Here is a 26,425-nt window from a genome sequence, read left to right as displayed (position 1 = left end):
TTGTACGAAACTACAACGCGTAGTTGTCGGGGTGCCCCAGCTCGAGCGCCCACGTCACGCCGATGATGTCGTCGAGGTCATCCAGGTCGGCTCCGGTGATGTCGCTGAACCGGCGCAGCCGGTAGCGCAGGGTGTTGGCGTGCACGTTGATGGCCGCGGCCGCGCGGTTGACGCTCTGCTGATGGCGCAGCCAGGCCAGGACGGCGAGCCGCAGTTCGCGCCCGAACTCGCCCTCTGGGGACAGCGGGGTGAGGAATTGCTCGGCGTAGAGCCGCCACACGTCGGGCCGGGACGCCGCGGCCATCCGCCAGCCGAGGTCGGCGCTGCCCTGGACGCCGCTGCGGCCGAGCCGCTGGGCCAGGAGCAGCGCCTGGCGCGCGATGCGGTCCGAGCGCGGCAGTTCGTCCGGACGCACGAACGGGCCGAGCCCGACCGGCACGCCGGGATCGGCCGGCCGGGTCGCGACGACGCCCAGGCACGTGCCGCCGTCGGAGACCACCAGGGCGTGCGCCCCCGGGGTCGAGCCGGACGCCTCCAGCGCGGCCCGCACCCGTTCGACGTCGGCCGGGTGGTCGACGTCGCAGTGCACGGCCGCGTAGCTGGCGTGTGGGTCGATCGGGACCTGGGTGGCGTCGTGCGGCAGTTCGCCGGCGAGCAGGCTGTGCACCGCGGCGGCCCGCGCGCGGGCGTCGCGGAGGGCGGCGTCCAGGGCGAGGTCGTGGTACTCGGTGATGATGCGCGTCGTGAACGCGTCCCCGACGCCCCACATGATCCGGGAGCCGGCCACGGTCTCCTCGACCGGGAGCCCCTCGGACACGGCGATGTCGAGGAAATGCTCGTGGATGAGCGCGATCGAGATCCGGAACCCCCGGACGATCTCCTCGGCGGGGACGCCCGACTCGTAGCGCTCCTGAGCCGTCTGGGCCGCCCCGTCGAGCATGGCCGGCTCGGGCACGTGCCCGGTGCGCAGCGCGGTCAGGGCGGTGCGCAGGTTGCGTCCCACGGCCGCGGCCAGCGCCTGCGGCTCGATGCGGGCGTAGCTCTCGAGTTCGTCGTAGATGCGCGTGCACGTCAGCTCGGCCAACTCGGCCAACTCGCCGTTGAGCCGGGCGAGGACGGCCTCCATCGTCGGAGCGGTGTTCGACGTCGAACCCATCCGGCCATCGTAGGGCGGACGCCGTCGGCGCCCCGCATCGCGATGCACGCGCCGCATCGTACGAAGGACCGAGCATGATCGCCCCATGCTAGGGGCAGGGAGTCGGCCCCACCGTGGCAGGGCCGCCCCCGGCGCTACAGCCGCAGCGCCAGCGCGTTGGCGGTCAGCCCGGCGGCGGTGCCGCACAGCAGGACGGTGTCGCCGCGCCCCACGCGTCCGGACTCCAGGGCCCGCACCAGCGTGAACGGCACCGACGCCGAGACCATGTTCCCGTACTCGGCGACGGCGTCGACGAACTGGCCCTCGGCGAAGCCGAGCCGCCGCAGCATGGGCGCCATCGCCGGGCTGGCCTGGTGCGGGACGACCAGATCGCAGTCGTCCGTGGTCAGCCCGGAGGCCTCGAAGAAGGACGCGAAGAACCCCGGGAGCACCCGGGCCATGGCGAGCAGCGCCGCGCGGCCGTCCATGTCGAACAGGTAGTCGGCGGGGTCGCCGCCGGCGTAGGCGGCCGCAGGGTGCGCCGACAGCCCGCCGCGCAGTTCGGTGTCGTGCGCGTGGGCGGGCCACGTGCGCTGCGCGCTGGCCAGGACGCCGGCGTCGCGGTCGGTCCGGCGCACCACGACCGCCGCGGCGGCGTCGGAGAAGAGCTGGAACGCCTCGGGCTGGTCGGGGTTGAGGAACCGGGTCCCGACGTCACCGGAGAAGATCAGCGCCGTCTCCGCGTCGCCGAGGGCCAGGTAGCGCGACGCGACGTCGAGCGCGGTGATGAAGCTGGTGCAGGTCGAGTTCACGTCGAACGCCGCGGCGCGGCCGCCGGAGGTGAGCTGCTCCAGCACCAGCGCCGCCGTGCACGGGATCGGCTGGACGCCGGCCGCCGAGGCCCCCAGGACCAGGTCGACCTCGTCGGGGGCGACGCCCGCGGCGTCCAGCGCCCGCCGGGAGGCGGTGGCCAGGGCGTCCAGGTGCGACTCGTCGGGCGCGATCCGGTAGCGGGTGTGGTCGCCGAACGTCACGGTGCCCGCGGGCAGCCACGAGCCGGTCCCGACGATCTCACAGCGCCGCATCCGTGTCCCCCGTCCAGGCGCGCTCGACGCGCCGTAGCTTCCTGCCCACCGCCGCACGGTAGGGCATGAACGCGACCGCGGGCGGCCGGACCCGCAGCCGTGACCACAGCCGGTCCAGTTCCGCCTGCACGCCCCGCCGCACGGCCGGCGCGTCGGCGTCCAGCTCGACCTCGAGCGCGTCGGGCCCCACCTGGCGGACGCGGTACTCGGTGAACCCGTCGGCGTGGATGAGGGCGCGGGTGACCAGGTCGGCGAACACCCGCGTCGGCGTCCCGTCGAGGCCGGGCAGCAGCAGGGTGTCGTCCTCCCGGCCCTCGATGCGCTCCAGCGCCGTCAGGACGCTCCCGCACGGGCACGGTTCGGCGCGCTCCACGAGCACGTCGCCGAGCCGGTACCGCACGATCGGCTGCGCGCGGCGGCGCAGGTCGGTGACGATCGGCACGAACCGGCGTTCGTCGAGGTATTCGCGCTCGATCAGGGCGAGGTCCTCGTTGAGGTGCAGGACGCCGCGCTCGCACGTGTGCCCCAGGAAGCCCTCGGTGCACTGGTACAGCTGGTGGACCACCGCGACGCCCAGCCCGGACGCGATCCGCGCGGCGTCGGCGTCGGTCAGCACTTCGGCCACGGCGTAAACCTTCGCGGGCGCGATCCGCAGGTCGCCGGACGCGGCGGCGGCGGCGAGCGGCAGCAGCACCGACGGCGGCGCCACCAGGATCGTCGGGGCGAACGCGGCCAGCCGCGCCCGGTTCTGCGCGGGCGGCGCGTAGAGGTCGAAGTAGGAGAACGTCACCGCGCGCGACCCGACCGACTCGTACAGGGTGTTGTCGGCGCGCAGGAACAGGGCGATGCGGTGCCCGACCAGCCACCTCCGCGGCAGCGTCCGGGCGAGCACGGTGCCGGCCCAGGCGTCCCGCTCGGCGGGGGAGACGACGAACAGGCCCCGGTGCCCGGTCGTCCCCGACGACAGCCCGATCGAGCAGCCGCGCAGGTCGCCGGTGAAGTCGCGGCTGCGCTCGTTGCCCAGGGCCAGGGCCTCCGCCTCGGCGCGGGTGACGCCGACGGTGACCAGGTCGTCGAAGCCGGCCATCATGGACGCCTTGTCCATGGTCGGCAGGTCGGCGAGGCCGGCGTCGGGCGGGACGTCGGCGAAGCGCGGCGAGCGGGCGCGCAGGAACCGGATCTGCCGCCGCAGCAGCCGCGCCTGGTGCCGCTCGAGCGCGGCCCGGTCCCGGCGCGGCCGGCGGGCGGCGACGAACGCCGCCACGATGGCGGCCCTACCCATCGAGCAGCACCGCGTCGTCGCCGGGGTCGTGGGAGAAGCACAGCCGGACGCCGCCCTCGGCGAGCGCGGTCAGCGCGTCCGCGGTCGCCGCGTAGGCGTCCGGGTCGTGCTGGATGAACCGGGGCAGCACCCGCAGGTCGCGCGCCCGCGGCAGGAACTCGGCGGCCCAGGCGGCGTCCCCGGCGAGCAGGACGCGGCCGTCGACGAGCGCGCCCAGGTGCCCGCGGGCGTGACCCGGCAGCCGCACGAGCCGGTAGGCGCCGTCGCCCCACGGGTCCGCGACCGCCAGGGGGACGCCCGCGACCTCGACGGGGGTGAAGTCCGCGTCCGGCACCGTGCGGACGCGCAGGTCGAACCAGTCCGGGAGCAGCCCCGCGAGGACGCCCTCGCGCAGCCGCGGCGCCCGCAGCGTCCGCGCGACCCCCTCCGACAGCAGGATCCGCGCCTGCGGGAAGCTCGCCACGCCGCCGATGTGGTCGGGGTGCGCGTGCGACAGGACGATGTCGGTGACGCTCGCGGGATCGATCCCGGCCGCGCTCAGGCGGGCGCCGATCGTCTCCCCGGGCCCGATCTGAGGTGGCAGCAGCCGGCGGTACAGCGCCCCCGCGAGGCCCGCGTCCCAGGGCGCGGCCGCGTAGCCGGTGTCGAACAGGACCCGGCGGCCGGCGCCGTCGTCGAACAGGTACGCCGCCGACGGGAACGTCCTGCGCTCGCGGGCCGCGCCCCGGAACAGCCCGGCGAGGTCGTGGTGGGTCGCGCCGCAGCCGAAGCGGGTCAGGCGGGCGGGGTGTCCGGGGCCGTCAGGCATGCGTCCTCCCGGAGCGGTGGGCGGCGCCGATCCGCGCCAGGGCGTCGTCCAGACTCACCCGGGGCGCGTAGCCGAGGTCGGCGCGGGCGCGGGAGATGTCGAGGGTCTGCGCGTGGGCGATCGTCGTGAGGGTGTAGCGGGTCAGCGGGGGCTCCGGCCGACCCGGCAGGACGCCGCACACCGCCTCGAGCCCGGACGCCGCCGCCCAAGCGGGGCCGCGCGGCAGCCGCCGGTGCCGCGCCGGCAGCCCACAGGCGTCCAGCAGTTGGTCCAGCAGGGCGCGGAACGGCCGCGGCTCGCCGTTGGTGAGGTTGTAGGTGCCCGCGCGCGGGTCCCCGCGGGTGAGCGCGAGCCGGAGCCCGAGCGCCGCGTTCTCCACGGCGGTGACGTCGATGAGGTGGTCGCCGTCGCCGAACAGCGGGACGCCCAGGCGCGCGTGCACCTCCAGCAGGCGGGGGACCAGGCTGGGGTCGCCGACGCCGATCAGCCCCCGCGGGCGGACGATGACCGCCTCGGCGATCCGGCCGTCGGCCAGCGCCTGCGCGACGAGCGCCTCGGCCGCGAGCTTGGAGCGGATGTAGCCGTTGAGGGGCCGGCGGACGTCCACCTCGTCCTCGCGGACCCCGAGCCGGTCCTTGCGCGCCGCGTAGACGCTGGGGGAGGAGACGAACACGAACCGGCGTGCGCCGTTGCGGGCGGCGAAGTCCAGCGCGTGCCGCGTCCCGGCCACGTTGGCGGCGTGGACGTCGCGCCGGCGCGCCCAGGGGGTCGACAGCGCCGCGCAGTGGACGACGGCGTCGACCGGCGTCCGGTGCCCCGGCAGCCCGGCGAGGTCGGAGACCACGATCCCGTCGGCGGCGGCGCCGAGCGCGCGCAGGGCGTCCTCGTCGCGCCCGGACGCGACCGCCGCGTGGCCGTGCCCGGCGAGCTCGCGGACGACGTGGCCGCCCAGGAAGCCGCTCGCCCCGGTCACCAGGACGCGCAGCGCTGAGGTCGGTCCGGGCATGCGGCACATGCTAGGCCACGCCCCGGAGCCCCCTAGAGTGACCGCGTGCGGATCGCCCTCGTCACCGACTACTACCTGCCCACCCTCGGCGGAGTGCAGACGGTGGTGAAGGCGCACCGGGAGGCGCTGACCGCCGCCGGCCACGAGGTGACGGTGTTCTGCCCGCTCGCCGAGCCGTCGCCCGACCCGGGCATCGTCGGGCTCCCGATCGCGTCGTTCTTCCGCCCCGACGGCTACCCGTTCACCTGGCCGCCGCAGGCCGTCGAGGACGCCCTCCGCACGGCGTTCGTGCAGCGCGGCGTCGAGGTCGTCCACGTGCACTCGGAGCTGTTCGCCGCGCTCGGCGCGTTCAACGCGGCCCGGGCGCTGCGGCTGCCCGTGGTGCAGACCATGCACGGCCGCGTCGACGTCTACACCCGCAGCGTCCTGCCGCTGCCCGCCCTCACGACGGTGCTGCTGGCCGGGCTGCACCACCGCCGGCTGCCGCACGCCACGAACCCGCTCGGCGGCACCCCCTACACCGGGACCGCGCTCGCCCGGCGGATGTGGCGGCTCATGGTCAGCCAGGCCAACCACGCCGATCACGTGATCGTCCCGTCGCGGCACTTCGCCGACAAGCTGCTCGCCCAGGGCGTCACGACCCCGCTCACCGTGCTGTCCAACGGGCTGGAGGACTCCGTCCTCGACGCCATCGGGGCGCCGGCGCTCCGCGCGCCGCGCGGCGACCTGCGGGTGATGTGGTGCGGACGCGTCTCCCCGGAGAAGCGCCCCGAGGTGTTCGTGGCCGCGGTGGCGGCCACCCCCGGCGTCTCGGCTCAGATGTACGGCGACGGGCTCGCCCTGGAGCGCACGCGGCGCCACGCCGGCACCGTGCCCGGGGGGCGCCTCGCGCTGCACGGCGCGGTACCGCAGGAGCGGGTGCTCGCCGCGATGCGGGACGCCGACGTGTTCGTGTCGACCTCGTTCGACTTCGACAACCAGCCCATGGTGATGCTCGAGGCGGTCGCGTCGGGGCTGCCGGTCGTGTTCTGCGACCCCGACCTCGCCGAGGCGGTCCCCGTCGGCGGCGGCGTCTGCACCCCCACCCCGGACGCCGCCGGGCTGGCTGCCACGCTGGCGTCCCTGCGCGACGACCCCACCCGGGTCGCCGCGATGAGCGCCGCGCTGCTGGGCGCCCGGGACGCCGCCGCCCAGGGCACGCACCTGGCCGGCCTCCTCGCCGCCTACGACGCCGCGATCGCCGTGCGCGCCGGGGTCGGCGGGCGCTGAGGCGTGGCGTCGGGCGCGCGGAAGTGTCCGAGGCCAGGAGGAGACTCACCCCATGGACAGCAAAGAGATTTCTGCTCAGGTACGTCGGCCGCGCCCGGCCGTCCAGCAACCTCGTCAGGACCGCCGCGGCAGATCCAGGGCGAGGTACACCGAGTCGCCGTGGTCGGCGTCCGGGTCGACGCGCCCCGTCGGGGCGAAGCCGAGCCGATCCAGGACGCGCAGCGACGGCTCGTTCCACGCGCGGACGGTCGCCCACAGCCGGCGGTACCGCCCGCGCGACGCGGCGACCACCGCCCTGGCCGCCTCAGTCGCGTAGCCGCGGCCCTGGGCGCGGGCCAGCAACTCGTAGGCGATCTCCGCCTCCTGCGGCACGGGGTCGCCGGCGGCGTCCGTCCAGGCGATCAGGCCGCAGTAGCCGATCGCCTCGCCGGTGGCCGCGACCTCGATGGCGAGCAACCCCGGGTGCGGCTCGGGGCGCCACGCACGGATCCGGGCGGCCAGGTCGGCCACGCTGGGGCGTCCGGACGCGTCGAGCCGGCGGTGCGCCGGGACGCGGGGGTCGCGCTCGGCCCACAGCTCGCGCTGGACGGCCGCCTCGTCGACGCGCCAGGGCCGCAGCAGCAGCCGCGCCGTGCGCAGGGCGACGGCGTCCATCGGGTCAGCGCAGCTTGATCGCGTAGATGTTGCGGTCGTACGACGCCACCACCAGGGTGTCGCCGAACATCGCCGGAGTGGCCTCGACGTTCTTGCCGAGGCTGATCGTGTGGATGTCCAGCCCGGTCTGGGGGTCGAACAGGTGCATGACGCCGTCGGAGTCGGCCAGGATCCCGTACTGCGTGCCCGAGGTGCTCGTCACGATGGTCGGGGAACTCCACGAGTAGTTGCCCAGGTGGCGGCGCCAGATCACCTCGCCGGTCTTCTTGTCCAGCGCGACCATGTCGCCCTCGCGCGGGGCGGTCGTCCGGGAGACGTTGAAGAACACCATGTCGGCGGACGGGCCGGTGCCCAGCGCTGGCGTCGCCAGGACGCCGCCGTTGATGCCGGTGTAGTAGGCCGGGATGTCGTACTGCCAGACCTGCTCGCCGGTCATGGCGTCGATCTTGCGCATGTTGGTGATGGAGTCGGTGCCGCCGTCGGCGATCCGGTTGTCGACCTCGTTGCCGGTGTAGAGGAAGACCTTGCCGTCCTCCTCGGAGAGGACCAGGGAGGCGTCGGTGTCGTCGCCGACCTCGCGCATCCACAACATCTGCAGGCTGGTGGCGTCCCAGCCGAACAGCTTGCCCGAGTTGTCGGCGGCGAACATCAGGTTGCGGTAGGCGACCGCCGAGTTCTCGACGCCGTAGCGCACGTTGCCCGGCGCGGCGTACCGCAGCCGCGTCACGTCGGGGTCGATCGAGACCTTCTTGGCCGCCGGGTCGTAGGAGCTGTTCAGCTTCACCTTGTAGATGAGGCCGTTCTCGGCGGGCTCGATCAGGGTGTCGGTCTCGGCGTCGATCAGCGCGGAGGAGTCGAACGCGCCCCACTCGTGGCGCGGCGCGGCCGGGTCCAGCCCGGAGATGTGCCAGACCTCCTTGTTCTGAATGAGGTCGAACACCCGGTAGCGCCAGGGTCCATAGGTGCCGTTGGTGTCGTTGAGCCCTTGCCCGGCGTACAGCAGCGGGTAGCCGCGCGGGTCGATCGACGCGGTGCCCTTGAAGCCCCAGCCGACCTCGATCGGGTCGCGGGTCTGCTCGCCGGTGGCGAGGTCGAGCCGGTAGATCTTGCCCTCGAAGACCGGGTAGATCACCTCGACGAAGGAGTCATCGTTCACGAACTTGTCGGCCAGCCCCATCGCGACCTTGGTCTCGCGCGGCCACTGCACGAGCAGTGGCTGGCCGGTCCAGCCGGCGCCGGGCCAGTAGGAGCCCTCGCCGCGGATCTCGCCGATCTGCTTCGTCCAGGCGACCTCGAGCTTCTGCTGGGTGACCTCCGGGGTGCCGTAGGTGCCGCCGTTGCGGAAGTTGTTGCCGCGGAACGTCAGCACGCCGGGGACCTGCGCGTACTGGCTGGGATCGCCGAAGACGACCTGATCCTTCGCGGAGTACGGGACGGGCTTGCCGGCCTCGTCCACCACCGACCACGAGAACCGCCCCTCGGCCTGGGTCAGCGGGCGGCTGAACGTGTTGTCGCCCTCCTTGGTGGGCTCGGTCCACCCCGGCAGCGACGCGAGGCGGATCGGCGTCGGCTGCCCGGTGGGGGGTGCCGAGGGGGCCGACTCGGCGGGCTTGTTGGGCCGCTGTCCGGTCTGCACCGTCTCGGTCGAGCAGGCCGCGACGCTCAGCACCGCCGCGAGCGCGACTCCCGTGGCGATCGCGCGCCGGGCCTTCACCATCTCGTCTCCTCGATCATCTCGGAACGCCGCCCAGACTACCGCCGCGCCAAGCCGGGGCCCGTGCGGCCGGCCCGCCCGCAGTGCGGCGCCGGCGGCGTCCGTTGCGTGAGATACGTGGTGGCGCCGGTCGCGGGACGCGGTTATCGTGTCGTGCGTTGTCGACGCTCCGTCGGCACCGAGCGAAGGATCCACCCATGAGCCGCACCACGGTCTCCCGTCAGCCCCACGCCGTCGCCGGCGTGCGCATGGCTGCGTGTCCGTGTTGTCCGGCCCGCATGGCCTGATCCACGCTCCCGCGGCAGCACGCCGCCCGACGGTCCCCGGCCGTCCCTCCACTCTTTCGGCTCGACCCCCGCGCCCGCGGTGAGGACGAGCTTCCTCTCGTGATGAGGCGCCGCCCGCCGCGGCGCCGGCCAGGAGAACCCCCGTGTCACCCTTCGACCACTTCGTGAAGCCCCTCATCGGCGCCGCCGACGCGCGCAGCGCCGGTGCCGTCGCCGTGGCCACCCCCACCCGCTACCGACTCGACGTCCTGGGCCACCCCTGCCCCTTCCCGCTGGTCGAGGCCGCGGTGGCCCTGGAGCAGCTCGAGGCCGGCGACGAGCTGGCGATCGCGTTCGACTGCCCCGAGGCGACCCGCTCGCTCCCGGCGTGGGCGCACACCCAGGGTCACGAGGTGACCGCCCTGGACCACCGCGACGGCTCCTGGACCATCACGCTCCGCAAGGCCTGAACCCTTCCCCACCCCTTCTCGCGGCGACGGCCGCACGGCGCCATCTGGGCTCACCCCGCCCGCGGACGACGCGATCGACGCGTCGACCGCCACCCCTGTTCCGTCCACCCTCCCGTCCACCCACCCAAGGAGATCATCGTGTTGCTACTCACCGGACTGGCGCTCGGCGCCCTGTTGGGATTCGTCTTCCAACGGGGGCGCTTCTGCGTCACCGGCGCCTTCCGCGACGTGTGGCTCAGCGGCTCGACCCGCTGGCTCACGGCCTTCGGGTTGGCGATCCTCGTCCAGGCCGTCCTCGTGCAGGGCATGCTGTCGGCCGGCCTGATCAAGGCGGGCGTCCCCCAGCTCGTCTGGGCCGGCGTCATCGGCGGGTCGTTCCTGTTCGGGATCGGCATCGTGCTGGCGGGCGGCTGCGCCACCGGCACCTACTACCGATCGGGCGAGGGGCTCATCGGGAGCTGGATCGCCCTGATCTTCTACGCGCTGTTCGCGTCCGTCATGAAGTACGGCGCCCTCAAGCCGCTCAACGACGGCGTCCTGGCGCAGAAGTCGGGGCTGACCACCATCCAGGGCTCGCTCGGCATCAGCGCATGGGTGCTCGTCGTGGTGCTGGCCGCCGTCGTCGGCTGGGCCCTGGCCCGGCAGCGCCGGGCCCGGGTCGCGGTCGCGCGGCCCGCCCAGCGCCGCGCCGGACTGGCCGGCCTGCTGCTCGACCGCCCCTGGAGCCCCAACGTCACCGCCGTGGTGGTCGGCGTGCTCGCGGCCGTCGCGTACCCGCTGTCCAACCTGACCGGACGCAACTCCGGCCTCGGCATCACCACGCCCTCGGCCAACCTGGTCGACTTCCTCACCACCGGCAACGCCGAGCGCATCGACTGGGGCGTGCTGTTCGTCCTCGGACTGATCCCCGGCTCCTACCTGGCTGCGAAGCTGTCGGGGGAGTTCCGGCTGCGCGCCCCCGACGCCCGCACCGCCGTCCGCGCCATCGCGGGCGGCACCCTGATGGGCGTCGGCGCGGCGCTGGCCGGCGGGTGCACCATCGGCAACTCGCTCGTCCAGACCGCGTTGTTCGGCTACCAGGGCTGGATCGCGTTCCTGTTCACGTTCCTCGGCGTCGGCGTGGGCGCCCACTTCTTCATCCGCACCCACCGCCGCGCCGGCGCCCAGCCGGTCCTGGTCCCAGCCGACGACCTCGTCGGCGCCCGCTGACCCCGCCGGCTCCCGAACCGCACCCACCCACAAGGAGAACCCCATGTCCCTGTTCGACCGCTTCCGCAAGCCCCTCGTGGACGCCGACCTCCCCGAGCGCGGCGCCCCGACCCCCGCCGCGGTCGCCACCGGCACCGCGCGCCGCTACCGGCTCGACACGCTCGGGCAGGTCTGCCCGTTCCCGCTGGTGGAGGCCAAGCAGGCCATCGGCGGGCTCGCCGCCGGCGACGAACTCGTCATCGACTTCGACTGCACCCAGGCCACCGACTCCATCCCCAACTGGGCCGCCGCCAACGGCCACGAGGTGACCCACTTCGAGGCCACCGGCGACGCCGCCTGGACCATCACGGTCCGCAAGGGCTAGCTGTTGCTGGCCATGAGGTTGTTGACGTGCTTTGTGGGTGGCGACGTAAGCGGCTACGATGAGTCGTATGTCGAGCCCTGAATCGGACACTCAGGGGCTTTCGGTCACGCCGTCAGCCCCTCACCTCAGCTGAGCCCCTAGCTCCCTGCTGCCCGCTACGTGCAGCATGTCATTCGGGTGTCCTTTGGGCGCTGACCGTGGTGACGAGACGTTCTCTTGTTCGTACTCTCGCTTCGGAGCTATCTCGATGCCTTTCGCTCTTTATCTTCTTGCCCTGGTGGTCTTTGCCATGGGTACTTCCGAATTCATGCTCGCCGGCCTCGTGCCCGACATTTCCAGATACTTCGGCCTTTCCGTGGGGACCGCTGGTCTCCTGACGTCGGCGTTCGCCGCAGGGATGGTAATCGGTGCACCTGTGATGGCCGCGTTCACTCGTCGCCTCCCTGTAAAAGCGACACTCCTGGGTTGCGTGATCGGTTTCGCGCTGACCCATATCATCGGGGCTCTCACCCCGCACTTCACTGTTCTGTTTATCACGCGCGTGATCGCGGCGATCGTTAATGCAGGCTTCTTGGCGGTCGCGTTGGGTGCGGCAACAAAACTCGTAGCACCCGATGCCAAAGGTCGGGCCGTGGCGGTTCTGCTGGCGGGTACCACCGTCGCCACCGTCGCAGGCGTCCCCGCGGGTACGCTACTTGGTACGGCACTTGGCTGGCAGTCGACGTTCTGGGCGATCGCACTTCTCTGCATCCCCGCTGCGATCGGCATCGCTGCGGGCTTCACCACTAAAGCCGACGACTCGTCAAAGGAGGAGTCGTCCTCGACCTCGTTGCGCGTGGAGCTGGCGCAGCTGTCCTCTCCGCGCCTCGTCCTAACGATGCTGCTCGCTGCCCTTGTGAATGCCGGCACATTCGCCACGCTGACCTTTCTCGCGCCGATCGTTACGGACACCGCCGGCCTGACCCAGTGGTGGGTGCCGGTGGCGCTTGTGTTCTTCGGCGTCGGCTCCTTCATCGGCGTCACCGTTGCGGGACGGCTCTCGGATGCCCGACCCCGCATCGTCATCGTGGGCGGTGGCAGCGTTCTGGTGCTCGGGTGGGTCGCGCTGGCGCTCTTCGCAACGAACCCCGTCGCCCTGCTCGGGCTCGTTTTCGCTCAGGGTGTGGTGGGGTTCGCCGTCGGGAGCACGCTGATCACGCGAGTGCTTTATGCCGCGGCGGGTGCGCCCACCATGGCGGGGTCATACGCGACAGCGGCACTCAACGTGGGCGCGGCAGCCGGTCCCGTGCTCGCCTCTGCCGCACTCAGCGTTATGCCGGGCGCGCTCGGACCCGTTTGGGTAGCCGTGCTCGTGACCACCACGGCACTACTGCTCGCAGTTCCGCTTCTTCGGCTGATTGCACCCGTCGAGAGCGAGGTGGTCAAGTGACGCACGCAAACGCGCCCCTGACGGTCGAAGGTCGTCGTCGACTCGTCGCGCGCTGTCGGACTCGACCCATTTCTCATGTTGCCGCCGAGATGGGGGTCTCCCGTGCGACCGCCTCGAAATGGGTCAACCGATACAAACGATTCGGGAAGGTCGGCCTAATGGACCGCTCGTCGTCGCCGATCCGGCAGCCCTCTGCAACGCCTGGCCGCCTCGTGAAGCAGATCGAGTCAATGCGACGAGAACATAAATGGTCGGCGTCGCGTATCGCATTCGAGCTCAAGCAAGCGGGAACACCGGTCAGCCGGCGCACCATCACCCGGCTCCTCGCGCAGCTGGGCCTGAACCAGCGCAAGTTTATTGACCCCAACGGCGAGACGAACCGGGAACCGCAACACATCACCACCAAACGTCCCGGCCACATGGTGCACCTGGACGTGAAGAAGGTCGGTCGCATCCCCGATGGCGGCGGGTGGCGCGTGCACGGCAAAGGCAGCGAGAAGGCTAAAGCTGTTGCACGTAAGAAGACCCGAGGCACGAAGACGGGGTACGTCTATCTGCATTCGGCCATCGACGGGCACACCCGACTCGCGTACACCGAAGCGTTGCCGGATGAGAAAGCCGTCACTGCCGTCGCGTTCCTCGGGCGTGCAAGAGCTTGGTTCGCCGAGCACGGCATCGCCGGGATCGAGCGCGTCGTAACCGACAACGGCTCCTGCTACCGATCCGCAGCTTTCCGCGACGCAGTCGGGACCAGCCGACACCAGCGCATCACCCCATACACGCCCCGACACAACGGCAAAGTCGAGCGCTACAACCGGATCCTCGCCGAAGAGTTTCTCTACGCTCGCACCTGGCGCTCAGAAGACGAACGCGCTACCGCGCTCGAAGTGTGGAACCGGCACTACAACTATCACCGTCCCCACGGCGCTCACGACGGGCAACCGCCCGCCTCTGCGACACCGACACGAGTCAACAACCTCATGACCTCATACATCTAGATGGCGGTCGTCTACAGCGGCGCAATCTTTTAACCAAAGTGGACAGCGCCTCCGCGATCAGTCCCCACTCCCCTGATCGTCGAAGGCAGTAGCGTCGTGACGGTTTCGATGCGCGTGATGATCGCGAGGGATGGCTACAAGCACCTCCTGCGCACGGTCGCGGCCAAGGACGACGACCGCGAGCCAACCCCGTAGGGCCGGCAAAGTAGTTGCGTTTCGATCGGGTAGTTTCTGCGGTTCCCAGATTACGGGCTCAAGGGTCGTTCGTGCTGTCCGCACAGGCCTCAGTCAACCTGCGTCTCGATGCAGTAGCGTCGCAGTTCTGCGATCATCGAGGTCTTGGGGGCGCTGACCAAGCGGAACGCATGGCTGAAACGGACGCGCATTCCTCCAGCCTCGAGGTAGCCGTCGCAGGAAGCGCGTCGTCCGTGGATGACGACAGAAATGACCTCCACCCGCTCGGGAGAACGGCGGGCGCACCTCTCGGGCTGCACTGGGGCCGCTGTGTGTGGATTTCTCGATGAGCGTCCAGCTCATGTCATCGGCAAGCCACTCGGAGAGGGCCTCCAGCTCTCCCTTGGCCCGGTTCACAACGAAGTCTCCGTCGACGCACTTCCGTGAAGACTCATGGTGCTATGGCTCGATCCGATGCGCCCGGCCCTTCTCCGCGATCGGCACGCACATTTCGATGGGTCTATCAGGCTCCCAGCTGACCTGTCCTTGGTAGATGATGCCGAGTTTCCCGGTGGTGCCGTCTCGCTAGTCGGCCATGGCGAAGCAGTGTCGCCGCCGTGTTGCTCCTGCTCACGTCTCACAACTCACATCGAGTCGCCGCTCGCCCATGAGCCGAACTTCGGGGACGCTGCTGTACCACGCATGATGAGAATCACGCAGGGCACGTAGAGTGCTGCGGCGCAGAGCCAGAGGAAGCCGTCGGCGTTGATGTAAGTGAGCGCGAAGATCGTTGTGAAAGCGACCGGTCCGAAGATCGATGTGACGCTGTTGATGCTGGCGAGCACACCCTGGAGGCGCCCTTGGCGCTGTTCATCGACGCGCTGGGAGAGAAGGGTTTGCAGAGCGGGGAGGCCGATGCCACCGATCCCCAGTGCCGCCAAGATAGGCGCCATGGAAAATGCGTCAGTGACAATCGCCAGGCCTACGAGACCCAAGGCGTCGGTAACACACCCGATGATGACTGTTTTTGCCTCACCGATCCACTCCACGATGCGGCCAGTAAGTAGGGCCTGCACGAGAACCTGTACGATCCCGAAGACGGACAGGGAGATTCCAACTTCGACGGGACTCCAGTCGAGGCGGTGTTCAGTAAACAGCACCCAGGTCGCACCTGGAGCCTGCCCAATGAATTGAACAAGGCCGAATGCGACTAATAGGAAGGTAATCCCAGGCACCGCGCTGAGGCCGGGGCGACCACGATGCTGAGCGAGCGACGCAGAGCGCGCAGGCGAATCAGGACGGGTCTCGCGTAACAGGATAAAGGTGAGTGCCAGATTGCTCGCTGAGAGAAGAGCAGCGAGCAAAAACGGCAGATGTGGCGAGATGGCACCGAACAGTCCACCCATGGCTGGCCCCGCGATCATTCCGCCGCCATAGCAGGCACTGAGTAAACCGAAACGCTTGGCGCGCTGGTGGGGTGGCGTGATGTCGGCGATCACGGTGGCGGTGACCGCATTGGTCGCTCCGGTTATCCCAGCCACTGCGCGGGCGATATAGAACACCGACAGAGCGGACGTCGTGGCGAGCACGAGATAGTCGACGGTCGCACCGGCCAGGGAAACAAGCAGCACCCGGCGGCGGCCGAATCGGTCCGACAGTGTTCCCAGTACGGGGGCAAAGATGAACTGCATTACCGCGTAGAGCGCGATCAGCACTCCGACGTTCAGCGGAACCGCATCAGCGGTGACCCCTGCCTCGTGCAGCAGTGCGGGGAGAATCGGCATCACCAGGCCCATGCCGGCGGCGTCGAGGCTAGCCGTGATGAGGACCGTGGCCAACGAGCCACGAGCGGAAGTGAGAGATGACACCTTATCAACGATACAGTTATCGATGATAAAGTTCAAGCATGGCTCAGAAACAAGCGCGACTCGATCGTGCAGCAGTCTTGCGCGGTGCGAGGCATGTGCTCAATAACACGGGGATCGACGGTTTCACCACGCGGGCGCTGGCTGCGCATCTGCGGGTGCAGCAGCCAGCACTCTACTGGCACTTTCGGACAAAGGCCCACCTGCTCGGATCGCTCGCAGCTGATGTGCTTGATCGCGAACACCACGCCTCACTCCCAGAGTCAGGGGAGCGCTGGGACGACTTTCTCCTGCGCAACGCGCGGAGCTTCCGGACAGCGCTTCTGGCAGTCCGGGATGGAGCACGGCTGCACGCAGAGTTTCACCGTCAAAAGAGTGACCAGATGCCAGCGGGCTCGGATGCCCCCGAAAGTCAGATCGAGTTTCTCGTGTCCGAAGGATTCGCTGAGGGCTCTGCGGTCCGAGCTCTCATGGCTATCAGCCGCTATACGGTCGGTTTCGTACTAGAAGAACAAACAGCGCTCGACAACGGATGTGAGCCTGTCGATCAAGACCTAGATTTCGAGTTCGGGTTAGTTGCAATGGTTGAAGGGCTGGCATCAAAGCGATGAGGGATGCTCGCACTTTGGGTCTCTGCGTCAGTAAGGTCAATCCTTTCCCGCTCCCGCAGCACCTCCTCCTCCGCGATACTGACGATTCGCTCATGGCTATGGGGCTCACAAACGAGCAAATCAGGGACCGTATGCATGTCGCGTCGCGATCGCGGAACTGCACATCAGCAGCATCTTCACCATGCTCGACCTTAACGAGCGCACAGGGAACAAGCGCGTCATCGCCGTCCTCGAGTACCTCAAGAACTAAGCGTCGAGTGCGCGACCGGCGCGATGACCATAGGTAACGGCGGTTTAGCATCGGTGCCGCATCTTGACACGACTCAATCCGCGACAGCTAACCTCCGCATATGGAGTTCGACGGAATGGAGATCCCCGACGATATCGAGGTCACGGTCTGGGGGAGCAACGAGCACCGGCTCTGTAACGTCTGCCGCGCAGAATGCGACCCCGAGCCGAGCGGCGCCGACGGGTACGGCGTGCGAATCATCTACGTCTGCCGCGACCACGGACTCCAATCCGTCGTGGACCCATTCGAGCATCTCCGTTGAAGCGCGCTCTTCGCTATCTCCTTGCATTGACGCAAACATCGCGCTCTCCGCCTTCCGAGGGTAGATCCCAAGATCTGCGGCGCACCTGCCCAGTGTGACGATTTCGATCAGGGTCATGACCGCTGGGGACGGGTACCGGTACCTGCTGAACGCAGTTGTCGCTGGCGACGGGGATCGCGATGCGTCGTCAGCGCTGACAAGGTACTACCTTGAAGCAGGAACGCCTCCCGGCATCTGGCTCGGGGCCGGCCTCCCAGGGCTCGCCGGAGAGATCGCCGTCGGCGCCTCGGTGAGCGAGGAGCAGTTACGGCGGCTCATGGGGCACGGGCAGGATCCGAGCAGCGGCGAGCAACTGGGGCGCCCGTACCGGAAATTCGCCACCGCAGGCGAGCGGGCACAGCGCCGCATCGATCAGTTCCCGAAGTCCCTCACCGCAGGTGAGCGTGCCGCTCAGCAAACGCTGATCGAGGCGGAGGAGGCACAGAAGCCTACGAATGCGCCCGTCGCGGGGTTTGATCTCACGTTCTCGGTTCCTAAGTCCGTCTCGACTCTCTGGGCAGTTGCCGATGGCGGAACTCAGGCACTCGTCGCCCAAGCCCATCACACCGCGATCCGAGACGTGATCGCCCTGCTTGAGCGCGACGTCGCGATGACCAGGGTCGGCGCGAAAGGGCCGCGTGGCGCCGTCGCGCAAGTCGACGTGCGGGGTGTGATCGCGACCGCCTACGATCACTACGATTCTCGGACCGCGGATCCACAACTCCACACGCACGTCGTGATCGCCAACCGCGTCCAAGCCGTCGATGACGGGAAGTGGCGCACGCTCGATTCCCGCGCTATCCACGCCGCCGTCACGGGCCTATCGGAGCATTACAACGCCGTCCTCTCGGACCATCTCACTCAGATCCTCGGCGTCGGGTGGGAAGCCCGCGAGCGCGGAGCCGGGCGCTCCACTGCGTGGGAGATCGTCGGCGTGCCGCAGGAGCTGATGGATGAGTTCTCTTCCCGCACACGCGATATCGAGCAGGTCAAAGACCGGCTGGTCGACGAGTACGTTTCGAAGCACGGGAGGCAGCCGTCCCCGAAGTTGGTGTGGCAGTTCCGGCAGCAGGCCACGCTCGAAACCCGGCCCCGAAGCAACAGCACTCTCTCAGCGACCTCACCTCCCAGTGGCGAGAACGCGCGACCGCGTTGCTGGGTGAGGACGCGCCGACCTGGGCGTCGGCACTGCTCGCCGGTAGTGAGCACGAACCGTTACTGCGGGCAGACGATATCCCGTTGGAGGATCTTGAGGAGGTCGCCGAGGTCGTGGTGCAGCAGGTCGGTGACCGGCGAGCGACGTGGAAACGGTGGAACCTCCACGCGGAAGCGGTCCGGCAGACGATGGATCTCCGCTTCGCGTCCGCGAACGATCGGGACGCCATCACCCAGCAGATCGTCGATGCCGCAGAACGGGTCTCGCTGCGTCTCACTCCGCCCGAGCTCGCGACGAGCCCGTCGCTGTTTCGTCGTGCGGACGGGGCGAGCGTGTTCCGCCCCAAAGCCGGAACGGTGTTCTCCTCCGAGCAGGTGCTCGCGGCAGAAGACCGACTCCTTGCCGCGTCGAATGATCGGTCGGCGCCGACCGTGCCGCTGGCATGGATCGAGGACGCTGCCAGAACGAAGAACCGCGACGGGCACACCCTGTCGGTGAATCAGGAGCAGGCGATCGCGAAGATCGGCGTCTCCGGCCGCGTCCTCGACGTCCTCGTCGGCCCCGCAGGGACGGGGAAGACCACAACGATGCGTGCCCTGCGCCGAGCCTGGGAGCGACGCTACGGGACAGGCTCGGTGACCGGGCTCGCGCCCTCTGCCGCTGCCGCCGACGTCCTCGCCGGGGATCTCGAGATCGGTACGGAGAACACGGCGAAGTGGCTGCATGAGCATCGCCTCGGGAGATGGAACCTCACGCGCGGGCAGCTCGTCATCATCGACGAAGCCTCGTTGGGCGGAACGTTCGCGCTCGACGCCGTCACCAGTCACGCCCAGCAGGTGGGCGCGAAAGTACTGCTCGTGGGCGATTGGGCGCAACTCGCCTCGGTCGACGCGGGCGGCGCGTTCGGGATGCTCGTGCGTGACCGCGGCGACGCCCCGGAACTGGTCGATGTGCGCCGCTTCCGAAACGACTGGGAGAAGCAGGCGTCCCTGCAGTTGCGGATCGGCGACACCGACGTCATCGACACCTACATCCGGCATGGCCGCGTCGTGCCGGGCGGGTATGACGAGATTCTCGAAGCCGCCTACCAAGCCTGGCGCACGGATCTCGCGACGGGAAAGAGTACGGTGCTGATCGCGGAAACCCTCGACACGGTCTCGGCGCTCAACACCCGCGCCCGCACCGACCGAATCGTCCAGGGCGACGTCGCTGTGGACGGCGTCAAGCTCCATGACGGCAACGAAGCTTCCCGTGGCGATCTCATCATCACCCGCGAGAACAATCGGCGCCTCTCGCTCGGGCGGAGCTGGGTGAAAAACGGCGACCGCTGGCATGTCACCCATGCGAACGACGACGGCTCCCTCACCGTACGGCGGGCCGGATCGAAGCGGCGCACCACGATCACGCTGCCGGCGAGCTATGTCGCCGAGCACGTCGAACTCGGCTAGCCGAGGTTCGGTAAACGCACTCACCTGTGAACGTTGGCCTGTGCGCAGTTCCAGCCTACTGATGTCACCGAATACGCGGGGCGTAGATTGTGGACGAGACCAGCGGCGGGGGGGCGTCCCCGCCTCCGCGTAGCAGCACGCCAGAGCAGTCGACATCGACCTGTCATCGTCGACGGCCGCGACGATGGGCAGTAGGTACTTGTACCCGTCGCGTGCGCTCAAGATCCGCATCGACACCGTAGTGCCAAGTCAGGTGCACTCCCGGGATGCGTTCCATTGGTGAAACCGAGCTGCTGCGAGACAACCTACGTCGATGATTTGTACAGCCGCAGCTGACCCGATGCCGCTCGTGGTCGAGCACGTCGGATCGATTCAGAACGATTTATACTTGGCCAGAACCCGCAGTCTTGTTAGGAGCCGGATGTCCCCAGTCCGCCCTGCGTTCCCAATCACGTGGAAACAGGAACTGACCGGCTACTCATGGGAGTTGCAGACTACCGGTGGATCGGACGCAGCCGTTTTTCGGTTGACGTCTCCAGACGGAGACGTCCTCTTTGTTAAGACGGAACCAGTCAGATGTTTGGGCGAACTCCCCGGTGAGGCGGCGCGCCTGAGATGGCTGACGACAACGGGAGTGCCATGTGCCCGCGTGCTCGACGAAATCACTGCTACAGGGCGGCATTGGATGTTGCTCGACGACGTTCCAGGCAACGACCTGTCCTCCGCTCCGATTGAACCTGCGGCAAAGGCCCGGATCGCGGCTAAGGCGTTGCGCTGGCTGCACACTCTGATGACGGACAGCTGCCCTTTCGACCACCGTGTCTCTCACCGCATCGAGCAGGCCTGTGCCCGTTGGGAGGCGGGCCTAGTCGACACTGATGATTTCGACGATGAACACCGTGACCGCGACCCAAGCGAACTGCTCGTGATGCTTCAGAGGCTTCGTCCCGTTCATGAAGATCTCATTGTTACGCATGGGGATGCATGCCTGTCCAACTTGATTGTGGACGAGGACCGCTTCTCTGGCTTCATAGACTGCGGGCGGTTGGGCCTTGCCGACCGTCACCAGGACCTCGCGCTAGCAACGCGGGACATAGCCGAGCAACTCGGCCAATCATGGGTGCCCTTGTTCCTCGACCAGTATGGGATCGAGGACCTCGACCCGGCACGGACACGGTTCTACCGGCTCATGGACGAGTTCCTCTGAGGGTTCGCTGCAAAAACAAGCCGATCCAGACGCGGCTACTTCTGCTCGCGCACGGGGCACCTTCCTTCGCGTAGTAGTGGATCAGCGGCGTCGAGAGCCAGCGCGGTCGGCGTCTGCGGCCGGGAACGAGTACAGAAGGTACTCGTAGCCGTCGCCGGCGCTCATCATCCGCATCGAGACCGTCATGCGTAGTAGGTGAGCGAACATCGCGCGCTGCTTTGCCGTCATTGCGGACATGCTGTGTTTGGTCAGTATTGGTCGTGAGGTCGCGTAGGGCACGTGAAGGACGGTCGACGCGAGATGATAGAGGCATGTCGTCTCCCTCGATGCCACTGACCGGATTGCTTTCCGATTGCTCGGTGTGGGCGCGCGTCACCGATGGCGAGTCATGCGCGATTGTGCTGCGTCACGTGTCCGGGGAACGGTTCGCCAAGGTCGTCTCCGTTGCTGATGCGCACACGTTAGAAGGCGAGCGCGATCGGATCGAGTGGCTGTCGACCACCGGGATTCCCGGCCCCAGCGTGCTCGACTGGCGCATCACCGAGCACGGCGCCTGCCTCATCACCAGCGCCGTCGCGGGCGTCCCGGCTGACCGGCTCGACCCGGCCCATCTCGCTCAGGCATGGCCGTCGATCACCGACACCCTGGTCCGGCTGCATAGCATCCCCGCCAGCACGTGCCCGTACGGCAGAACGCTGGACGAGATGATCACGCTGGCCCGCGCGACCGTCGTCGAGAACCGGGTCCACCCCGAGTTCCTGCCCCAGCACCTCATCGAGACCCCGCCCGCGGTGATCCTCGAAAGCTTGGAACGCGACCTCCCTTCCCGCCAGGAACAAGAGGACGCCGACAGGGTAGTCTGCCACGGAGACTTCTGCCTCCCCAACATCCTTATTGACCCTGATACCTCGCTCGTGGCCGGGCTCATCGACCTCGGCCGACTCGGACAGGCAGATCCCTACGCCGACATCGCGCTCCTGCTGGCGAACGCTCGCGAGACCTGGCCCAACGAAGACACGGCCCAATGGGCGGATCACGACTTCGCCTCCCGGTACGGCATCGCCCTTGACCCCGACCGCCTGGACTTCTACCTTCGACTCGACCCGCTGACCTGGTAGACCATGCCCGGCGTACGCAGAATCCGCAGAAGGAAGCCGTCCGGCTCCAAAGGCAATAAGGAGATTGTCCGAAGCGCCAGGGTCACGGCCAACGAGTCGACCGCGGTTGCATCTCTGGGTGCCTTGCTACGATTGCCAGGTGAGTGAACAGCAGAAAGACGTTTTCCTTGACTCTGGCAGGGTAACATTTCGTCGGGGCCTGCCGAGTGATGACTTGGTGCTCGGTGACATTGATGGTTCCTTCGTCACCGACACCATTTTCGAGGTGTGGCCTTCTGCCAACGGGTTTACTCTCAACGAGAAGAGTGTCTCCTCTCCGATCGTCAAGAGGTTTCCTCTTGGCGAAGACACCGACGTTGAGGATGTCGAGGAGTCAGCGCGATTTGTTGCCGTTAACGCGCACGGGACCCGCTGCGGGTTTATTGACGTGGTTTTCGAGGTGTGGAATCGACGAGTCGTGATAGCGGATTTGGAACTCTCCCCTCAGTATCGTCGGAGAGGGCTGGGACGGGAACTGGTTGGCCTCGCTGCTAACTACGGGCGTGAACTGAACGCACGAACCTTGTGGTTGGAAGTCACTAACATCAACGCACCGGCCATCCGCGCGTATCTCCGCATGGGGTTTAAGTTTTGCGGTTTGGATACCTCTCTGTATCGCGGAACTGCATCAGAAGGCGAGGTTGCAGTATTCATGAGCCGAAACCTACCAGGTTAGTGATTCTTGCGGGCCGAAAGGCCATCACGCAGATCACGTTTCCTCTGAGGGTGCGGCGCTGCTGAAATACGTCCTCGTGCTCTGACTTGACGCTCCGTTTGGTTTCTTTCCCACAGGAATCAGGGATGCATTGCTGTTCGAAACAAGATGGCAAGTCCGATCACTCTGTCTCGACGGGTGAGTAACGTTTCGAGGTCACGAAATCGGCCAGTAGCTGTGCGCAGGCTTCGGGATATCGTGCAGCGGTATCGATCTCAATGTCGTACACGACCCCGTCATGAACACGCGAGGCTTGTAAGCGTGCCATGCCCGGTACGCGGTCGCCGCGAGAACATTCACGGGCCGCGGCAACTTCTGGATCGCAGCGCACTCCTACCCACAGCATCGGCACCCCATCAAATGCTGACTGTAGACGCCGTTGCCCCTCACCTCCGGAAAGCAGCACCTCGTCAAGAATGATGTTGGCACCCGAGTGCGCCAGCGTATGCAGTGCTGAGTACCAAGCGCGTTCCAGCCGTTTGTACTGCTCCGTCACCACGACAGTGCCATCAGGGCCGTAGCTGATTCCGGACTTCAGGCTGTCGCCCCGGCCGGGTAACGCTTCGATGAACGTATCCACCCCAAAGGTCAGCCAGGTTCCGGGAAGGGATTCCTGCAGTGCTCGTGCGATAGACGTCTTTCCCGAACTTGATCCGCCGTTGAGCACGATCACTTGCGCCTCCGGTTCCCGTGCGTTCACCCGTCGAGGCCCGCTACCTCCCTCGGCCGAGCGGTCTCGCCGCTCAGTGCGGCGAGCAGGGTTGGCGTTCATTTGGGAAGGTGGTAATCGAACCAGAGCCGGTGGGTTCCGTCGGGGTCGACGGCGATCCCCCCGTCGCCTGAGATTCCACTCAGTTCGCCGGTGCCGCTGGAGGGGATGATGGCGAAGGATTCTGCGCTCCGATCTTCACCTGCTGTCGTCGCTGAGTGCGTGAAGTTGAAAGTTCCCCAACGGTGGTGAAGCGATCCCTCGAAAGATTCCATTGCAGCGTATCCGCCGATATTGCTCGCTGGGTCGAGTGCGTAGGTGAACAGCGTCGTCGAACGTCCAGTGATGTCTCCGGCGAAGCGCTTCTCCATTGTCGCGACGGCTACCGGTGTGCCAGTTTCGGGTCCGGCGTTCAAGGGTGGCTCGATGGGAGTGAATGCTTCCACTGTGAAGGTTCCTGTTGCTCGCATGATTCTCCTTTGATGGGTTATGGGCGTTTAGAAGTGCTCCACTGACGGAGTGGCGAATTGAGCTCGCCGACTTGCACCTCGTTTGGCTTCGGAGGATACCGACATTTCAGAGGTTCGTGACGTTAAGAGCGTTGAGAGTTCGATCGGTGTTTTCGTCATTTCAGGTCGCGTTTCAACGTCACAAATATTGCGAGGAGTCCGGCGATTCCCGCGTAAGCAAGCAGTATCACGGCTCCCATGAGAGGAGACGCCAGCGAGGCCGGGCTGAGTGAGGTCTGCTCGGCGAGAGTGTCGGTGAGGAAGGAGAAGCTCGTCAGCGAGGCTGTGGCTCCGCCTGGCATGAAGGGGTATAGCTTGTTCACGCCGGGGAGCATCATGAGTACGAACTCGATGAAGTAGAAGTATCCGAGCACGATGCCGATGGCGATGAGTTGGTTGCGGGCGAGCGCTCCGATACTTACCCCTAACACCATGTACACGGCCGCTGCGAGGGCGAGTTGGAGTAGCGGCAGGATGATCTCGCCAACAGGCACCGGAATCGTCACTCCTCGTGCTGCTGCTCCTGCGAAGAGTGCTGCACCGGATGCGATCGAGGAGGCGAGCCCGTATGTTAGGCCGAGCAGGGTGTAGACGACGAGTTTCGCACCAAGCACCTGCCCCCGCCTTGGCACTGCGAGGAACGTGGTGCCAATAGTTCGGTGCCGGTACTCGGAGGTGATGGCGATGGTGCCGATGAGCGCGGGGATGAACAACAGCACCGTGGGAAGCCCGAGAACGATCGCGACGCCATCTGGGGTATCGAGCCCGGGCATTGGCGGGGTCGCGTTCTCCGGCCCAATGAATGCGAGTGTGCCTGTCAGGAGTGCGCCGCAGGCTGCTGCGAGGAGGATCGTCCAGAGCGCGAGACGAAGAGTGAGCAGTTTGATGAGCTCGCCGCGGATCACACTCATCATTGGTCTCCTCCCTGTGTCGCGCGAAGGAACACGTCCTCAAGGGATGCGCCTGACGAGCGAATATCGGTGAGAGAGGCGGCTCGCCTCACCCGCCCCTTATCGATGAGTACGACATCGTCCACGGTGTGCTCGACCTCACCGAGCACGTGGCTGGACAACAAGACGGTGCGCCCTGATCTCGCGAACTCTTGGAGGAACGTTCTCAGCCAAACGATACCCCCCGGGTCTAAGCCATTGGAGGGTTCATCGAGCACGAGGATCTCTGGGTCGCCCAGAAGCGCCGTCGCAAGCGAGAGCCGCTGGCGCATTCCGGTCGAGAACGTGCCGATGCGACGGTCAGCGAAAGCGGTCGCGCCCACCTGTTCGAGCACCGCTTCGATTCGTGTCCGAGAAAGCCCGGACAGCGCACTGTAAGTGAGCAAGTGCTGCCTGGCGGTCATCCTCGGATGCGCGCCCGCAATATCCACCACCGCCCCGACAATGCGTGCCGGGTGGGGGTGATCTCGATAGCGCTTTCCCTGCACAAGTGCCGTTCCTCTGGACGGTCGGGTCAGCCCTAGCAGTATGCGTAGCGTCGTCGTTTTCCCTGCACCGTTCGGGCCCAGGAAGCCCGTGACCCGGCCTGACGCCGCTATGAACGTGGCCTCCGATACTGCGTCAACAGCACCGAAGCTCTTACGAAGACCCTGGATCTCAATCGGCGCACGGCTCATCGTGCGACGCCTGCCTGAATGTTGTGCGCGATGCTCTCCGCGTCATCGGTGCTGAGGAGGATCTCGTCGAACCCGGTCTCGTCACGAACCGTGTGAAGGCGAAGGAGGGGCATGCCCCGTTTCATCGACACCAGTCGCCGGACACCCGAGGGGTGAGTGAAGGTGCCGAGCTTGCGATAGCCGGACACGACGAAACCAGAACGAATGCCGAGTACTTCTGAAGACCAGCCAGGCTCAACGCGAGCCGACCGAACCGCAGCTAACGGAACGTGCAGGAAGCTTCGCCCGACCATCAGGGACTCCCAGCCAGGGAAGCGCACGTCAACGCCAGCCATTCCATAGGTCGCCTGCGTCATCGCGCTCTCCTCTGCTTCAATGGGTGGTACATCAATGAGAACATTATCACAGTGATAACGGTTAGGGGTAGAGCCATGGTTGCAGAGCGTCCGGTCGCCGACCTCGTGCTCCACCCTGTTCGCATGAAGATCATTCAACAAATCGGCCGCCGCAATATGACCACCGCTCAGCTCCGCAAAGCACTGCCGGAAGTGAAGCAGGCCACGCTGTACCGGCACGTCGCGGCCCTGCTTGATGCCGAAATCTTGGCGGTCGTCGACGAACGACAGGTGCGTGGTGCCATCGAGCGTACGCTCGCACTCGGGGAGCGCATGGCCCACGTCGGCCATGAGGAGATGCAGGCGATGGACACTCTGCAGTTGCGGTCGGCATTCGCAATGTTCGTCAGCGACCTTTCAAATGATTTCGAAGAGGTTCTCGAAGACGGACGCACAGACTTGCGCGGATTCCTCGGGTTCGCAAGTGCACCGCTCTACCTCGACACGCAAGACCTTGAGAAACTTCAAACAGAGTTCATGGAAGTACTCACGCCCTACCTCCAACGACGCGATGACGCACAACGTCGCATCAGCCTCGCCACCATCCTCATCCCCGACGCCGACGACTAAATT

At 67.3% G+C, this 26,425-nt stretch carries 27 protein-coding genes and 1 pseudogene; 14 read left to right on the top strand and 14 right to left on the bottom strand.

Features of this window, described 5'->3' with window-relative positions:
• Positions 1-10 precede the first annotated feature (10 nt).
• From G7070_RS06035 to G7070_RS06015, 5 genes are all read right to left on the bottom strand, one after another.
• Positions 11-1,156 carry a PucR family transcriptional regulator gene (locus G7070_RS06035; protein ID WP_166232761.1) on the bottom strand — a complete coding sequence of 382 codons (1,146 nt, stop codon included), beginning with the start codon at positions 1,154-1,156 and terminating at the stop codon, positions 11-13.
• Positions 1,157-1,290: 134 nt separating this feature from the next.
• Positions 1,291-2,220, bottom strand: coding sequence for a 3-oxoacyl-ACP synthase III family protein (locus G7070_RS06030; protein WP_166232759.1), 930 nt, complete (start codon positions 2,218-2,220; stop codon positions 1,291-1,293).
• A complete protein-coding gene (locus tag G7070_RS06025) occupies positions 2,207-3,502 on the bottom strand; it encodes a F390 synthetase-related protein (protein ID WP_166232757.1) in 1,296 nt (431 codons plus the stop codon). Before G7070_RS06025 ends, G7070_RS06030 begins: the two co-directional genes overlap by 14 nt.
• A complete protein-coding gene (locus tag G7070_RS06020; RefSeq protein ID WP_166232755.1) occupies positions 3,495-4,310 on the bottom strand; it encodes an MBL fold metallo-hydrolase in 816 nt (271 codons plus the stop codon). The genes G7070_RS06025 and G7070_RS06020 overlap by 8 nt, the downstream gene beginning before the upstream one ends.
• Positions 4,303-5,316 carry an NAD-dependent epimerase/dehydratase family protein gene (locus tag G7070_RS06015; RefSeq protein ID WP_166232753.1) on the bottom strand — a complete coding sequence of 338 codons (1,014 nt, stop codon included), beginning with the start codon at positions 5,314-5,316 and terminating at the stop codon, positions 4,303-4,305. Before G7070_RS06015 ends, G7070_RS06020 begins: the two co-directional genes overlap by 8 nt.
• Positions 5,317-5,361: 45 nt before the next feature.
• On the opposite strand from G7070_RS06015, the gene G7070_RS06010 reads away from it, so the two are divergent.
• Positions 5,362-6,585, top strand: a complete 1,224-nt coding sequence (locus tag G7070_RS06010) for a glycosyltransferase (protein ID WP_166232751.1) — start codon at positions 5,362-5,364, stop codon at positions 6,583-6,585.
• Positions 6,586-6,699: 114 nt separating this feature from the next.
• Here the strand turns inward: G7070_RS06010 and G7070_RS06005 are convergent, their stop codons facing one another.
• Both G7070_RS06005 and G7070_RS06000 read right to left on the bottom strand, forming a co-directional pair.
• Entirely contained in the window at positions 6,700-7,239 is a 540-nt protein-coding gene (locus G7070_RS06005; protein ID WP_166232749.1) for a GNAT family N-acetyltransferase, read from the bottom strand.
• 4 nt (positions 7,240-7,243) lie between these two features.
• Positions 7,244-8,956, bottom strand: a complete 1,713-nt coding sequence (locus tag G7070_RS06000) for an outer membrane protein assembly factor BamB family protein (protein ID WP_166232747.1) — start codon at positions 8,954-8,956, stop codon at positions 7,244-7,246.
• Between the two features lie 427 nt (positions 8,957-9,383).
• Between G7070_RS06000 and G7070_RS05995 the strand changes: the two genes are divergently transcribed.
• From G7070_RS05995 to G7070_RS05975, 5 genes are all read left to right on the top strand, one after another.
• A complete protein-coding gene (locus G7070_RS05995) occupies positions 9,384-9,689 on the top strand; it encodes a sulfurtransferase TusA family protein (protein WP_246227407.1) in 306 nt (101 codons plus the stop codon).
• Positions 9,690-9,827: 138 nt separating this feature from the next.
• Positions 9,828-10,898: a YeeE/YedE family protein gene (locus G7070_RS05990; protein ID WP_206079977.1), complete on the top strand. Its 1,071-nt coding sequence runs from the start codon at positions 9,828-9,830 to the stop codon at positions 10,896-10,898.
• Between the two features lie 43 nt (positions 10,899-10,941).
• Positions 10,942-11,262, top strand: a complete 321-nt coding sequence (locus tag G7070_RS05985; protein WP_166232745.1) for a sulfurtransferase TusA family protein — start codon at positions 10,942-10,944, stop codon at positions 11,260-11,262.
• A 247-nt stretch (positions 11,263-11,509) separates the two neighbouring features.
• A complete protein-coding gene (locus G7070_RS05980) occupies positions 11,510-12,691 on the top strand; it encodes a Cmx/CmrA family chloramphenicol efflux MFS transporter (RefSeq protein ID WP_065247304.1) in 1,182 nt (393 codons plus the stop codon).
• Positions 12,688-13,689: an IS481 family transposase gene (locus tag G7070_RS05975; protein WP_065247305.1), complete on the top strand. Its 1,002-nt coding sequence runs from the start codon at positions 12,688-12,690 to the stop codon at positions 13,687-13,689. The genes G7070_RS05980 and G7070_RS05975 overlap by 4 nt, the downstream gene beginning before the upstream one ends.
• Before the next feature lie 818 nt (positions 13,690-14,507).
• Here G7070_RS05975 and tet(33) read toward each other — a convergent pair.
• Positions 14,508-15,731, bottom strand: a complete 1,224-nt coding sequence (tet(33), locus tag G7070_RS05970; RefSeq protein ID WP_166235039.1) for a tetracycline efflux MFS transporter Tet(33) — start codon at positions 15,729-15,731, stop codon at positions 14,508-14,510.
• A gap of 38 nt (positions 15,732-15,769) precedes the next feature.
• Here tet(33) and G7070_RS05965 point away from each other — a divergent pair, with 38 nt between their 5' ends.
• The 5 genes and pseudogenes from G7070_RS05965 to G7070_RS05950 all read left to right on the top strand — a co-directional run bounded on the left by G7070_RS05965 (position 15,770) and on the right by G7070_RS05950 (position 20,740).
• Positions 15,770-16,339, top strand: coding sequence for a TetR/AcrR family transcriptional regulator C-terminal domain-containing protein (locus tag G7070_RS05965; protein WP_005882738.1), 570 nt, complete (start codon positions 15,770-15,772; stop codon positions 16,337-16,339).
• 350 nt (positions 16,340-16,689) lie between these two features.
• Entirely contained in the window at positions 16,690-16,890 is a 201-nt protein-coding gene (locus G7070_RS05960) for a hypothetical protein (RefSeq protein WP_069408167.1), read from the top strand.
• A gap of 115 nt (positions 16,891-17,005) precedes the next feature.
• Positions 17,006-17,971, top strand: a pseudogene (gene mobF, locus G7070_RS18465) (MobF family relaxase); the annotation flags it as partial.
• Between the two features lie 197 nt (positions 17,972-18,168).
• Positions 18,169-19,533, top strand: coding sequence for an AAA family ATPase (locus G7070_RS17625; RefSeq protein WP_246227406.1), 1,365 nt, complete (start codon positions 18,169-18,171; stop codon positions 19,531-19,533).
• A gap of 421 nt (positions 19,534-19,954) precedes the next feature.
• A complete protein-coding gene (locus G7070_RS05950; RefSeq protein ID WP_166235037.1) occupies positions 19,955-20,740 on the top strand; it encodes an APH(3') family aminoglycoside O-phosphotransferase in 786 nt (261 codons plus the stop codon).
• An 81-nt stretch (positions 20,741-20,821) separates the two neighbouring features.
• On the opposite strand, the gene G7070_RS05945 is transcribed toward G7070_RS05950, so the two are convergent.
• Positions 20,822-20,968 carry a hypothetical protein gene (locus tag G7070_RS05945; protein ID WP_166232743.1) on the bottom strand — a complete coding sequence of 49 codons (147 nt, stop codon included), beginning with the start codon at positions 20,966-20,968 and terminating at the stop codon, positions 20,822-20,824.
• 98 nt (positions 20,969-21,066) lie between these two features.
• Between G7070_RS05945 and G7070_RS05940 the strand changes: the two genes are divergently transcribed.
• Positions 21,067-21,858 (top strand): APH(3'') family aminoglycoside O-phosphotransferase, encoded by a 792-nt coding sequence (locus G7070_RS05940; RefSeq protein ID WP_166232741.1) that lies wholly within the window; start codon positions 21,067-21,069, stop codon positions 21,856-21,858.
• A gap of 139 nt (positions 21,859-21,997) precedes the next feature.
• Positions 21,998-22,573, top strand: coding sequence for a GNAT family N-acetyltransferase (locus G7070_RS05935; protein ID WP_206079975.1), 576 nt, complete (start codon positions 21,998-22,000; stop codon positions 22,571-22,573).
• A 160-nt stretch (positions 22,574-22,733) separates the two neighbouring features.
• Here G7070_RS05935 and G7070_RS05930 read toward each other — a convergent pair whose 3' ends face one another.
• The 5 genes from G7070_RS05930 to G7070_RS05910 form a co-directional block, all read right to left on the bottom strand.
• The gene (locus G7070_RS05930) at positions 22,734-23,285 is read right to left on the bottom strand and encodes a chloramphenicol phosphotransferase CPT family protein (protein ID WP_166232739.1); all 552 of its coding nucleotides are present in this window, start codon (positions 23,283-23,285) and stop codon (positions 22,734-22,736) included.
• 95 nt (positions 23,286-23,380) lie between these two features.
• Positions 23,381-23,791 carry a DUF3224 domain-containing protein gene (locus G7070_RS05925; protein WP_166232737.1) on the bottom strand — a complete coding sequence of 137 codons (411 nt, stop codon included), beginning with the start codon at positions 23,789-23,791 and terminating at the stop codon, positions 23,381-23,383.
• A 155-nt stretch (positions 23,792-23,946) separates the two neighbouring features.
• On the bottom strand, positions 23,947-24,741 hold the full coding sequence (locus tag G7070_RS05920) for an ABC transporter permease (RefSeq protein WP_083311052.1): 795 nt from the start codon (positions 24,739-24,741) through the stop codon (positions 23,947-23,949).
• A complete protein-coding gene (locus tag G7070_RS05915) occupies positions 24,741-25,457 on the bottom strand; it encodes an ABC transporter ATP-binding protein (protein ID WP_166232735.1) in 717 nt (238 codons plus the stop codon). The genes G7070_RS05920 and G7070_RS05915 overlap by 1 nt, the downstream gene beginning before the upstream one ends.
• Positions 25,454-25,813, bottom strand: coding sequence for a hypothetical protein (locus G7070_RS05910; RefSeq protein ID WP_166232733.1), 360 nt, complete (start codon positions 25,811-25,813; stop codon positions 25,454-25,456). Before G7070_RS05910 ends, G7070_RS05915 begins: the two co-directional genes overlap by 4 nt.
• 75 nt (positions 25,814-25,888) lie before the next feature.
• On the opposite strand from G7070_RS05910, the gene G7070_RS05905 reads away from it, so the two are divergent.
• Positions 25,889-26,422, top strand: coding sequence for a helix-turn-helix domain-containing protein (locus G7070_RS05905; protein ID WP_166232731.1), 534 nt, complete (start codon positions 25,889-25,891; stop codon positions 26,420-26,422).
• Positions 26,423-26,425: the final 3 nt, after the last annotated feature.

The organism is Propioniciclava coleopterorum (genome assembly GCF_011393335.1).
Lineage (GTDB): Bacteria > Actinomycetota > Actinomycetes > Propionibacteriales > Propionibacteriaceae > Propioniciclava > Propioniciclava coleopterorum.
The sequence above is the reverse complement of the archived record's forward strand: the minus strand, read 5'-3'. Positions and strand labels throughout refer to the sequence as shown.